This window comes from Actibacterium lipolyticum, assembly GCF_900184935.1.
Classification (GTDB): Bacteria; Pseudomonadota; Alphaproteobacteria; order Rhodobacterales; family Rhodobacteraceae; genus Actibacterium_A; species Actibacterium_A lipolyticum.
This window is the reverse complement of sequence record NZ_FXYE01000005.1, coordinates 1-12,246: the sequence shown is the minus strand read 5'-3', so window position 1 is coordinate 12,246 and position 12,246 is coordinate 1. Positions and strand designations below refer to the sequence as shown.

The 12,246-nt window shown below is 60.0% G+C and carries 13 protein-coding genes; 10 read left to right on the top strand and 3 right to left on the bottom strand.

Going from position 1 to position 12,246, the window contains the following annotated elements; genetic code table 11:
• Positions 1-128: 128 nt before the first annotated feature.
• Both COL8621_RS18230 and COL8621_RS18225 read left to right on the top strand, forming a co-directional pair.
• Positions 129-806, top strand: a complete 678-nt coding sequence (locus COL8621_RS18230) for a helix-turn-helix domain-containing protein (RefSeq protein WP_093968863.1) — start codon at positions 129-131, stop codon at positions 804-806.
• 68 nt (positions 807-874) lie between these two features.
• Entirely contained in the window at positions 875-1,987 is a 1,113-nt protein-coding gene (locus COL8621_RS18225) for a Fic family protein (protein ID WP_093968862.1), read from the top strand.
• Here COL8621_RS18225 and COL8621_RS18220 read toward each other — a convergent pair.
• A complete protein-coding gene (locus COL8621_RS18220; protein ID WP_093968861.1) occupies positions 1,972-3,519 on the bottom strand; it encodes a XylR N-terminal domain-containing protein in 1,548 nt (515 codons plus the stop codon). The two genes, COL8621_RS18225 and COL8621_RS18220, sit on opposite strands and share 16 nt — an antisense overlap.
• Before the next feature lie 237 nt (positions 3,520-3,756).
• Between COL8621_RS18220 and COL8621_RS18215 the strand changes: the two genes are divergently transcribed.
• From COL8621_RS18215 to COL8621_RS18180, 8 genes are all read left to right on the top strand, one after another.
• Complete coding sequence (locus COL8621_RS18215) at positions 3,757-4,272, top strand: 2,4'-dihydroxyacetophenone dioxygenase family protein (protein WP_093968963.1); 516 nt, start codon at positions 3,757-3,759, stop codon at positions 4,270-4,272.
• Positions 4,273-4,307: 35 nt separating this feature from the next.
• Complete coding sequence (locus tag COL8621_RS18210) at positions 4,308-5,135, top strand: SDR family NAD(P)-dependent oxidoreductase (RefSeq protein ID WP_093968860.1); 828 nt, start codon at positions 4,308-4,310, stop codon at positions 5,133-5,135.
• A gap of 87 nt (positions 5,136-5,222) precedes the next feature.
• Positions 5,223-6,515, top strand: coding sequence for an ABC transporter substrate-binding protein (locus tag COL8621_RS18205; RefSeq protein WP_093968859.1), 1,293 nt, complete (start codon positions 5,223-5,225; stop codon positions 6,513-6,515).
• Positions 6,516-6,524: 9 nt separating this feature from the next.
• On the top strand, positions 6,525-7,253 hold the full coding sequence (locus COL8621_RS18200; RefSeq protein WP_093968858.1) for an ABC transporter ATP-binding protein: 729 nt from the start codon (positions 6,525-6,527) through the stop codon (positions 7,251-7,253).
• Positions 7,250-7,981 (top strand): ABC transporter ATP-binding protein, encoded by a 732-nt coding sequence (locus COL8621_RS18195; RefSeq protein WP_093968857.1) that lies wholly within the window; start codon positions 7,250-7,252, stop codon positions 7,979-7,981. The genes COL8621_RS18200 and COL8621_RS18195 overlap by 4 nt, the downstream gene beginning before the upstream one ends.
• Positions 7,968-8,825 carry a branched-chain amino acid ABC transporter permease gene (locus COL8621_RS18190; RefSeq protein ID WP_093968856.1) on the top strand — a complete coding sequence of 286 codons (858 nt, stop codon included), beginning with the start codon at positions 7,968-7,970 and terminating at the stop codon, positions 8,823-8,825. Before COL8621_RS18195 ends, COL8621_RS18190 begins: the two co-directional genes overlap by 14 nt.
• Positions 8,826-8,838: 13 nt before the next feature.
• Positions 8,839-9,849, top strand: coding sequence for a branched-chain amino acid ABC transporter permease (locus tag COL8621_RS18185; protein WP_093968855.1), 1,011 nt, complete (start codon positions 8,839-8,841; stop codon positions 9,847-9,849).
• Complete coding sequence (locus COL8621_RS18180; protein ID WP_093968854.1) at positions 9,846-10,856, top strand: zinc-dependent alcohol dehydrogenase; 1,011 nt, start codon at positions 9,846-9,848, stop codon at positions 10,854-10,856. Before COL8621_RS18185 ends, COL8621_RS18180 begins: the two co-directional genes overlap by 4 nt.
• Before the next feature lie 26 nt (positions 10,857-10,882).
• On the opposite strand, the gene COL8621_RS18175 is transcribed toward COL8621_RS18180, so the two are convergent.
• The gene (locus tag COL8621_RS18175) at positions 10,883-11,206 is read right to left on the bottom strand and encodes a 2Fe-2S iron-sulfur cluster-binding protein (RefSeq protein ID WP_093968853.1); all 324 of its coding nucleotides are present in this window, start codon (positions 11,204-11,206) and stop codon (positions 10,883-10,885) included.
• Between the two features lie 9 nt (positions 11,207-11,215).
• A partial coding sequence (locus COL8621_RS18170) for a cytochrome P450 (RefSeq protein WP_141137919.1) occupies positions 11,216-12,246 on the bottom strand: 1,031 nt, incomplete at its 5' end.

Here is a 12,246-nt window from a genome sequence, read left to right as displayed (position 1 = left end):
AACGGTGGAAAGAACGCTGAGTTAAGGCGCTCTTTACGATAATAACCGAAACCAGACCGATAAAGAGTTTGGATTATCTGAGGCGTGCATCACAGCGGATTCGTCGTGATGCGGACATGAGGGCAGTCATGCTGGCCAAGAAACCCGTCGGGCGAAGTGCGTCCGTCATTAAATACGACTTGCTCACGGCGATGGGCACGTTTGCGTTGTCCGAACCCAAAGGGCCGCAGCGCCTGATCTTTCGCCTGCTGACGCTGATCACCGCGCGCTATAACTGGAACCGGGATGAGCTGGCCGTCGGCCAACGCGAAATCGCGCGGATGTGGGGCGTGGATGAACGCACCGTAAAACGTGAGATGGCAAAGCTGCGGGCGATGGGGTGGCTGGTTGTCAAACGTCAGGGCAGCCGTGGGCGCGTGACCGAATACGGGATCGACATCCAGCGCATCTTTGAAACGACGCGCCCGGCGTGGGCAGCTGTTGGCCCCGACTTCGCCGCCCGGATGGAAGGCGAACCCGAAGATAAGGTTGTGCCGCTTCCGGTGAAGGGCAACGTGACGCCGCCCGAAATCGCAGACGGAACCGAATGGGATCTGGCGCGCGCCGTCATCTATGCCGAAGACCCGGGGCTTTACGCCGCTTGGGTGCAGGGGCTAAAGCGCAGCGATAGGGCAGGGGGCCGTCTGGTTCTGACCGCGCCCAGCAAATTCCACGCCACCTATGTTTCGACCCATATGGCAGGGCGGTTGTTAAAGGCCTGCCAATCTGTCGATGGGGATGTTGCGGAACTTATCGTTCAAGCGTGAGCGATAATTGCTTAGAATATCGATCAAAAATTTTGCTATTCTGAGCGATAAATGGTTTAATATCAATCATGACGTGGAATTGGCAAACACCCGATTGGCCCAAGTGGCAGTATGACCCGCAGGCATTGGCGGCGCAGGAACGGCAATTTCTGTTAAACGCCGGGCAGTTGATTGGCGCGTGGTCGCATCTGGCCGGGCCGGAACAACAAGCCACCAAAGTAGAGATGTTGACCCAAGAGGCGATGCAAACCTCGGCGATAGAGGGAGAGATGCTGGACCGTGCCTCTGTTCAATCGTCGATGCGGCGTCAGTTTGGGTTAAGCGCGGATCGCCGTGCGGGGGCCGCGGAAAGTGGTATCGCCGAATTGCTGGCCGATGGGTTTCGAAATTGGAACACGCCGCTGGATGCGGGGATGCTGTTTGATTGGCACCGCATGGTTTGCCGGGGCAGGGGGGATTTGGCCGATATCGGCGCGTGGCGCAGTGGCGGCGACCCGATGCAGGTTGTTTCCGGCCCCTATCAACGCCCCGTCGTCCATTTTGAGGCCCCGCCCGCAGATGAAATGCCCGGGCAGATGGCTCAGTTCATCACATGGTTCAATGACGCGGGCGCGGATGGGGCCAATCACATCCCGGCGCTGACGCGCGCGGGGCTGGCGCATCTCTATTTCGTTTCCGTGCACCCGTTCGAAGACGGCAATGGCCGGATCGCGCGAGCCTTATCGGAAAAGGCGCTGGCGCAGGCGGTTGGGCAACCCAGCCTGACGGCGCTTTCGGTTCAGATCGAACGCACAAGGCGCGCCTATTACGATGTGTTAGAGACGAATAACAAACAGATGGACGTCACGCCGTGGCTGATCTGGTTCGGTGAAACGGTGCTGGCGGCGCAGGGGCTTTCGCAGCGGATGATTGACCACCTGATCTTTAAGGCGCACCTGATGGAGGCGCTGCGCGATCAGCTGAACCCGCGTCAGACAAAGGCGTTGCTGCGCATGTTCGACGCTGGCCCCGATGGGTTCACCGGCGGGATGAGTGCCGCGAATTACATCACCATCACAGATGCCAGCCCGGCCACCGCACGGCGCGATTTGGCAGAGTTAGTGACGCTTGGCGCGCTAACCCGTACCGGTGAAAAGAAGGGCACGCGGTATTGGTTGGTAACTCATTACCGCAACCGATAGGCCAGCTGCGCCCGGCTGAGCCCCAGCAAACGCGCGGCTTTAGACATGTTGCCATCGCTTTCCTTCAGGGCGCGGGCGTAAAGCCCGGCGGTCAGGGCTTCGATCGTGGTTTCGCCGGATTGCAGCGCGGGGTGCAGCAGATCCCACAATTCATCTGCCGGATCGGCCGTCGCAGGGCTCCACATGCTATCGGAAAGCTGCGCGGCGGTGATTGGTCCGTCGCTGGACAATGATGCACGGTGAAGCGTCGCGGTCAGTTCGGGCAGGTTTCCGGGCCAGGGCTGGGTGCCAAGGGCGGCGGCGGCCTCAGGCGTAAGGGGCGGGCTGTTCAACCCAGACAGAACCGCGGCCGCCAACGCTGGCAGGTCATCCGCGCGGGCGTTCAGCGGCGGCAAGTTGATCGGTAAAACGCCAAGCGCGTGCATCAAATCGGGGCGCAGCTTTGCGGCCACGGCCTGAACGGAAAGGTCGCTTAGGCCGATCACACGAAACTGCGCGCGGGGCGGGGCGGCGTTTATCAGGCGGAATAGAGCCTGTTGTTGATCCGCAGGCAGCGCATCAATGCCTTCGATCACAAGGGTTTCGTGCTGGGTTTGACGCTGGCGCAGGGCGGTGGCCAGCCGCTCTAACGTTTCGGACAGTTTGGCGGCGCCGACGGCAAGGCAGGTGAAGGTGCCGTGCCCGTCGGCAGATTCCTGATGCAGCCAATTGGCCGCGCGCATCCGCCCGCTTCCGACGGGGCCGCAAATCAGCGCGTGCAAACGGTGGCGCGCAATTGTGGTTAGGTCATTGTGGACGGGGGCCAGCATCAGCGCGTCAATTCCGTCATTCCGGCCCGAGGGCGCGTAATGCGGTTTGCCACGCCCAAACCGGGGCATTTCGGCGCGTGTGGGCAGCACCTCTTTCAAAAACATCTGAACGAAGGGGTCATCTTCGCCCCAACTGTCGATGGTTTTTCCAACGACGCGGCAGGATTTGTGGCCCATCGCGGCGCAATGCTCTTCCTTGAAAATCACGAGTTTGCGGAAAAACTGGCTGGCATAGCCCGAGGCATACCCCGTTTGCCCCCAGCAAACCGGAGCCAACGCGCGGCCATATTGGCGGTGATATTCGGAGGCTTCGACAGAGCCGTGCCACAAAAACTCGCTTGAGAATTTGTCGGATCGGAAATCGAAATCGTTGAATATGGTTTCGACGCGCACGGTGCCGGTGACCATATGCAGGCGGGTTCCGGCGGTGAACGCATCGCCGATATCAAGGTTGGGCCACGCCTGTTGAACGAACAGCGCATCCTCGCGCCCGGCGCGGTATCCAAGCCGCAGCAAAAGCACCTGCGCCTCGTGTTCGCCATACCAGCGGGTCAGCTGGTTCTGCACATCCGCCACGAACGAGGCCCGTTGCAGCAACATGCGCGCGCCATTCAATTGGATAGAACCATCGGCGGGGCGGAATTCTAACTTTTCAAGCAGATCACCAAGGGTGGGGCGCCCGCCACGATCAAGCAGGTCTTTTTGATCGGCATGAGTCTTCATCGCGGCCCTTCGATTTTATCAAATAAGAAAGCAGTTTTATCAAATGAGAAAGCCGCGCTGCGGCAAGTGCAGGCAGCATAAAAGCCGAATGGGACGCCTGTAAAACGATTTAAAATGAAAACTCGGCGTTTTTGGCGCTTCTGCGGTGCAGCGTTGAATTTTTACTTTGACGCGATTCCCCCGAACCCGGTTTGCTGGTCGCCATTCCTGAAAACAGGGGCGTCGGAGGAGCAAGACATGAGCAAGCCAGACCTGATAACCAAACTGCCCGCAGAACCGCATGAAGAGATGATCAAACGCTTTGGTTGCGAAGGCGCATTCATCCCCGGAGATGACGAACGCAACCCCTGGGTGCCCTTCGGTGACCAAGCCGCGATCAAGCATTTGGCCTTTGATGTGCGCACCAATACGGCGGCGAATATCCTGTGGGTGAAAGGCGGCGGGCGCATCGGCACGCACAAACATTTGGGCGTTGTGTCGGCGGTCACGTTGGAAGGGTCTTGGGGCTATTACGAATATGACTGGACCGCGCGGCCCGGTGATTTTGTCTATGAACTGCCCGGCACGGCGCACACGCTTTATTCGGACGACCCGAACGGAATGAAGGCTCTGTTCTGGCTGAACGGCGCGATCGAGTTCTATGACGACGAGGCGAATTACGATTTCACCGCCGACGTGTTCTGGTTCATCGATCATTACGTCAGCTACTGCGAGGCGAACGGCCTGGAAGTTAACAAAGACATGTTCATCTGATCCGCAATCGTCGGATCAAGGGGGGAGAAGTGAACATGCCTTTGCAGGAGATGTTCGACGTTGCGGGCAAATCCGTGATTGTCACGGGCGGCGCGTTTGGGCTGGGCCGTGCCTATGCCGAAATCATGGCCGAGATGGGCGCGAAGGTCTGTGTGTTTGATCTGAACGCCGATCAGCTGGCCAAAACAGTCTCTGACATTGGGGAAAACGCGTGGGGGCAGGTGGTTGATGTAACCGACCGCGCGGCCATGACGGCGGCATTTGATGCCGTCGCGGCCAAGCACGGGCGCATCGATGTGGTGTTTGCCAATGCGGGCGTGGATGCAGGGCCGGGGTTTCTGACCCCCGAAGGCACCCGCAACCCCGAAGGGCAGATTGACGCTCTTGATGACGATCATTGGGACAAGGTGATCGCGATCAACCTGTCGTCTGTCTTTTTCACGATGAAGCTGGCCGCCAAACACATGAAGGCGCAAGGGCAGGGGGGGCGGATTATCGCGACCTCGTCCATCGCGGCGTTTTACAACGACGGGATCGTGGGCACGCCCTATATGCCCGCCAAGGCCGGGGTCAGCCATTTGGTCAAGCAATTGGCGATGGAATTGGGACGGTACGACATTCTGGTCAACGCCATCTGCCCGGGGCCGTTCATTACAAACATCGCCGGGGGGCGTTTGGCCAACCCCGCAGATCGCAAAGCGTTCACCGATTGGTCGTGCCTTGGCCGCGTTGCCACCACCGACGAGGTAAAGCCACTGGCGCTTTATCTTGCCTCGCCGGCGTCATCCTACGTGACGGGGTCGCAGATGGTGATTGATGGCGGCCTGATGCTGCGCCCCGCGTTCGAAGCAGACCGACACTGAATTGGCGGGGCCTGCGGCCCCAGCCTGACCGCGCATCGTGGCAACCCATTGCCCAAGGCGCACCCAATACGAGGAGGAGGAAACACAATGACCGACCATAAAAATGGCATCACCCTGAACCGGCGCAGCGTTCTGCGCGCCATGGGGGCCACGGCCGCCGCATCCATGACCCTTCCGGGGATGGCGCACGCCAAGAACAAGACGATCAAGATCGGCGTGATCAGCCCAATGACCGGCCCGCTGTCGCTGTTCGGGGATACGGACGAATACACCGTCGGCAAAATCACCGATCTGCTGCTGAACGGGCTAGAGGTGAACGGCGAAACCTATGACGTCGAAATCCTGCTGCGCGATGCGCAATCCAACCCCAACAAAGCCGCCGAGCTGGCCGGGGATCTTATCCTGAACGATGAAATCAACCTGATGCTTCCGGCGTCAACGACCGACATCAACAACCCAACCGCGGATCAGTGTGAATTGTATGGGGTGCCGTGCATTTCCTCGAACTCTCCTTGGCAGGCATTTGTGATGCCGCGCGGGGGTGCGGAAAAGCCGTTTGATTGGACGTATCACTTTTTCTGGGGTCTGGAGGATGCGCTTGGCACCTTTACCGGGCTTTGGAATTCGGTCGAAACCAACGGCAAGGTTGGCATGTTGTTCCCGCGCAATGCGGATGGCGAAACATGGGGCAACAACGATTACGGCCTGCCGCCCGAGGTGAAGAAAGCCGGGTTCGAGGCTTTCGCCCCGTCGATGTTCGAACCGCGCACCAACGATTTTTCCGCGCAGATCGCAGAGTTCAAAAAGAACGATTGCGAAATCGTTGGCGGGATCACCTATGTGGCTGATCTGAAAACCTTTATCACGCAATGTAACCAGCAGAACTATCACCCCAAGGTGGTGACGGTTGCGGCGGCGCTGTTGTTCCCTTCGGGGATCGAAGCGATGGGCGATCTGGGCACCGGCATGTCGTCCGAGGTTTGGTGGACACCGGCGTTCCCCTACACCTCTTCCTTAACGGGGCAGACCAGCCGTGAATTGGCGGATATCTGGGAAGAAGACACCGGCAAACAGTGGACCCAGCCCTTGGGCTATGCCCATGCCTTGTGGGAAGTTGTGCTGGATACGCTGAAACGGTCGGCCGACCCGCTGGACCGCGCGGCAAACCGCGATGCGCTGAAAGCGACCAATCTGGATACGCTGGTCGGCAACATTTCCTTCGGGGAAGGGCCGCATCCCAACGTCTGCAAAACGCCGATCTTTGGCGGGCAGTGGGTTAAGGGCGACAAGTTCCCGTTTGACCTGAAGATCGTCGATAACGCGCTGCACCCCGACGTGTTGGAGCCTGAGGCGAAGATGCAACTGATCGACCGGTCCTAAGGGGGTCATATGGCTGATCAGGTAATTCTAAGCGCGACGGGGCTGACCAAACGCTTTGGCGCGATCACGGTGGTGGATGACGTAAGTTTCGATGTTCACCACCGAGAGGTGCTGGGCGTTCTTGGCCCCAATGGTGCAGGCAAAACGACGCTGTTCAACCTGATCAGCGGTGACTTGGCCGCAAACGGGGGGGCGCTGTCGTTGGACGGCGTCCCCTTGGGGACAGAACCGCCTTACATGCGTTGTAAGCGTGGCATCGGGCGGACGTATCAGGTGCCGCAGCCATTCGGGGCGATGACGGCGTTCGAAAACCTGTTGGTCCCGGCGATGTTCGGGGCCGAACTGCCCGTCGCCGAGGCGCACGATTTCTGCGCCGAGATCTTGGAAGATTGCGGTCTGTTGCCCCGCGCCAACCTTCAGGCGGGCAGCCTGACATTGCTGGACCGAAAGCGGCTTGAAATGGCGCGCGCGTTGGCCGGGCGGCCAAAGCTGTTGTTGTTAGATGAAATCGCCGGGGGGCTAACGGATGCCGAAGGGGCCGAATTGGTTCAACTGGTCGCCCGTGTGCGCGACAGGGGTGTGACGGTGATTTGGATCGAACATGTGCTGCACGCGCTGATGGCGGTGGCAGACCGGGTAATGGTGCTGAACTTTGGCGTGAAGATCGCCGAAGACACGCCAAAGGCCGTGATGGCCAACCCCGAAGTGCAGCGCGTTTATATGGGAATTGAGGGATGAGCGAACCTATCCTGTCCACCCACGCTTTGTCGGGGGGATACGGTGATTTTCAGGCTCTGTTCGGCGTTGATATGCATATCGACCCGGGCGAGGTGATCGCGTTGATCGGCGCCAACGGTGCTGGAAAATCGACCTTTTTGAAATCGGTGTTCGGAATGCTGCCCGTCGCCAAACAGATGGTGCGGTTTGACGGCGCCGATGTGGGCGGCACGCCCGCGCATAAGATGGTGCGCCAAGGTCTGGCCATGGTGCCCGAAGGGCGGCGGCTGTTTGCGGGCATGTCGGTCGAAGACAACATGCGCGTCGCCATCGACAATGCTCGTCTGCCCGAAGATCAGGGCCAATGGACCCGCGACCGGCTGTTCGATCTGTTCCCCATCTTGGGCGAAAAGCGCCGCGAGATGGTCGAAAACCTGTCTGGCGGGCAACAGCAGATGGTGGCGATCAGCCGTGCGTTGCTGTGCCAGCCCCGCGTGTTGCTGTGCGATGAAATCAGCCTTGGACTTGCGCCCAAGGTGATCCGCGAAATCTATGCGGTGGTGCCAGAAATCAGCGCGGCGGGCACGGCGATTGTTCTGGTGGAACAGGATGTGTCGTTGGCGAAATCGGCCTCAAACAGGCTCTATTGCATGCTGGAAGGGCGCATAACCCTGTCGGGCGCATCGGGCGAAATTTCACGCGACGAAATCGCAACAGCCTATTTCGGAGGGTCCCATGCAGTGGCTTGATGCAATCATTCAAGGCGTCCTGCTGGGCGGCATGTACGCCCAATATGCGTTGGGCATGGCGTTGATGTTCGGGGTGATGCGGATCGTGAATATTGCCCATGGCGATGTGATGATCCTGTTGTCGTTGATCGCCGTTACCTTGGCGGGCGTGGTGCCGGTGGGCAATCTGGGGCTGATCCTGTTGGTGGTGCCCATCGCGGTGGCGCTGGGGTGGGTTTTGCAGAAATTCATCCTGAACAAGGTGGTCGGCGCGGACCCGCTTCCGTCATTGATCGCGACCTTTGGCCTTTCGATCGCGCTGCAAAACCTGATGCTGGAAATCTGGAGCGCCGACACCCGGTCCCTTCCCAGTTCCGGCATCGCGTCAGAGTCGTTCAACATCGGGCCGATCTATGTCGGCCTGTTGCCGGTGATCGTACTGATCTGTGCGTTTTGCATCACCGCGGGGTTGGATGGCGTGTTGCGCTTTACCCGGTTTGGTCGGGGCCTTCGGGCCGCAGCCGCCGATACCGAAGCGGCCGCCATGGCCGGGGTGAACCCAAAAAAGATCTACGCCACAGCAACGGCAATTGCGGTGGGCATCTTGGGCCTTGCGGCGGTTTTTGCCGCGTTGCGCGCCACGGTGTCACCCGCTGATGGCCCCGCCCAACTTATCTATGCGTTCGAAGCGGTGATTATCGGCGGCATGGGCAGCATCTGGGGCGCATTCGTTGGCGCGATGGTGCTGGGCGTGGCCCAGGCGGTGGGCCTGCGTATTGATCCGGGGCTGGGCATTTTGTTCGGCCACCTTGTGTTCCTTGCCGTGTTGGCGGGGCGGCCTCAGGGCCTGATGGCGCGCAAATAGGAAAGGGCAAAGCATGTCAGAAAAGACGACTTATATGCGCGTGCAGCGCCAAACGAGGTCAAGCCGGGTGGCAATGACGATCTGCGTGATGGTTCTGGTGGGGTTGGTCACGATGCCGTGGTGGGCAACATCGGGCAACATCCGCTGGGCGATTGAGCTGAGTTGCTACATCGCGGTGGCGCAAATGTGGAACCTGTTGGCCGGATACGCGGGGCTTGTGTCGGTGGGGCAGCAAGCATTCATCGGCGTTGCCGGGTACACGTTGTTTGTGTTGGCGCAGAATTTCGGGGTGAACCCGTTTCTGGCCGTACCGCTTAGCATCATCACGCCCGCGCTGTTGGCGGTGCCGACCTATCTTTTGTTGCACCGGTTGGATGGGCCTTATTTTGCCATCGGAACCTGGGTGGTGGCCGAGGCCGTTCGGCTGGCCACGTCGAACATCGATTACGTGAACGCGGGGGCGGGGCTGACCCTTAGGGTGATGACCAACTATTCCCAGCACGAACGCGAAGTGGCGTTTGTGATCCTGTGTGCGATCTTGTTGTTGGTGACGGTCGGCGGCAGCTATTGGTTGCTGCGGTCGCGCCACGGGCTGGCCCTGACGGCGATGCGGGATAACGCGGTGGCGGCGGCGTCGCAGGGGGTGAATGTGAACCGGTTGCGGTTCGTCATTTTCATCGCGGCGGCGGTAGGCACGGGCTTTGCCGGGTCGATCTATTATATGGCGCAGCTGCGGATCACTCCGGCGGCGGGGTTTGATCCGTTCTGGGCTTCGATGTGCATTTTCATCGTGATGGTCGGCGGGATCGGCGCGATCGAAGGGGCGATCATCGGCGCGCTGATCTATTTCTGTGCGGACCGTTTCTTTGGTGAATATGGGTCGGCCTATATGATCGTGCTGGGCCTGATGACGCTGATCATCGCGCTTTATGCGCGGGGCGGCGTTTGGGGGTTGTTGCAAAAGCTGGGGGACCATCCGTGGTTTCCTGTGCGCCGCAAACTGATCGTCGAGGATAAATCATGAAGGCGGCGGTGTTTGACGCGATGGGCCAGCCTTTGCGCGTGGCAGATGTGGAAATGCCGACAGCCGGGCGCGATCAGGTTTTGTTGCGCGTGTGCCGATGCGGGATCTGCGGTTCGGACCTGCACATGACCGAAGACCCCACCTTTGGCCTGCAAGGAGGCGAGGTGATCGGCCACGAATTTTCCGGCGAGGTTATCGACGTTGGTTCAGGCGTTCATCACCTGAAGGTGGGCGACCACGTCACGGCGGCCCCGTTGCGGGGCTGCGGCACCTGCGACCCCTGCCAAAACGGAGAGCCCGCATGGTGCCAGACCGACTTTAGCCTGATTGGCGGCGGTTACGCACAGTTTGCCGCGATTGATGAACGCCAGTGTCGCAAGCTGCCTTGGGCGATTTCAGCCGCCGATGGTGCCTTGGCAGAACCTTTGGCGGTGGCCTTGCACGGGGTGATGCGCGCGGGGATGAAACCGGGCGCGCGTGTGCTGATTGTCGGGGCGGGGGCGATTGGCCTTGCTGTGGCATATTGGGCGCGCAGGCTGGGCGCGGCGCGGATTGTCGTCGCCGACTTGCACGACTTTCAGCGCGCCCGCGCGATGGACCTTGGCGCGACGGGATTTGTTTTGTCGGGGCCGGATATGGCGGCGCGTGTCAACGACGCCTGCGGTGGCCCGCCCGAGATTGTGTTCGAATGCGTCGGCAAGCAGGGGCTGATTGATCATTGCGTCGATCTGGTCGGCCCGCGTGGTCAGGTGTTGGTGCTGGGGCTGTGCACGGGCACAGATCACATGGACAGTTTCAGGGCGATCTCGAAAGAGGTGCAGATCAACATGTCGGTCTTCTTTTCGATGGCCGAGTTTGAAATGGCGATCGAGGCGTTGGACAGCGGGCATTACGCGCCGCAGCACCTGATTTCAGACACGGTTGGCCTAAGCGTGATGCCTCAAGCCTTCGAGGCCCTAAGAAAACGCACCACACAATGCAAAGTGCTGGTTGATCCGTTTTCCTAGGCCGGGCCGGGTGGCCCGGCGTTAGGTCAGGCCTGCGCTTCGGGGATGCGCAGGATCAGCCCGTCCAGATCCGGGGTGATGGTGATTTGGCACGACAGGCGGCTGGTGGGCTGCATTTCGGTTGCGGCGAATTCAAGCATGTCTTCTTCGCCCTCGCTGCGGGTGCCGGTTTTGTCGGCCCATGCTTCGTCCACGAACACATGACAGGTGGCGCAGGCCATCGCCCCGCCGCAGTCGCCGACGATGCTGGTGATGCCGTTCGACACGGCCGTGTGCATCACGGAATCGCCATCGCGCGCGTCAACTTCGGTTTCGGTGCCATCGGGGGATACGAAGGTAATTTTTGTCATCAGCTTCTCTTAATTCAATGTAACGGGCAGGTTGATCGGGCCGCGAAAGCCAAAGCCGCGCCAGATAACGTCGGCGGGGTCGGTCAGGCGCATATTGGGGAAACGGTCAAACAACAGCGGCAGCATGATCTGCCCCACCGTGCGCCGCGCCACATGCGCCCCCGCACAGTGGTGCGGCCCAGAGCCGAACGACTGATGCGGGTTGTCGGCGCGGAAACTGTCGAATTTTTCGGGGTTTTCGAACAGCTCTTCGTCGTGGTTAGAGGACGCTTGGATCGTCATCACCGTATCGCCCTTCGGGATCAGGCAATCGCGGATCACCACGTCCTCTAGCACCAGTCTGGAGGACACTTGGATCGGCGCGACCCAACGCACGCCTTCTTCGAACGCGGCCGACCATGCCTCTTGGCGCTTTACCTCTTCGAACTGTTCCAGATCGTTCAGCAGCCCAAACAGGATCGTCGCCAAAGCGTCGCGCGGTTCGTTGATGCCACCGCCGATGGCGATTTTGATGTTGGCATAGATTTGGCTTTTCGGGATCGGGTTCTTGTTATTCACCATCATCGAAAAGGCCGACGGGCCGGGTTCGGCCACATGACCATCCCACAGGGCGTCAAAATGCGCGTTCATTTCGGCATTCGCCGCGTCCGAGGCGATGAAGGGTTCGGGCAGAAAGCCAAAGTTCCCCGCGCCGTCGATCAACACCTGCGACCAGCGCTGCATCTGTTCATCGGTCGCATCGGGAATGCCAAGGATATGCGCCAGAATACGCGCGGCAACGGGGCCGCACAGCGCGCTGTACAGATCAACCGTTTCACCGCGCGGCAGACGGCCCACATATTCGGCGGCGATGTCTTCGTACAGCGGTTGCCAGTGGTTCATCAGCGTTTTGGGCATATAGGCGGGCATCATCGCCATGCGTTCGCGCATGTGTTCCGGGCCGTCCTTGCGCATCAGGGTTTGAGCCTGAAATGCGGGCTGCATCGGTGTGTTAGGGTCGTTCGAGCTGAAAATCGCGGGGGTGTCTTTGACATAGCGGG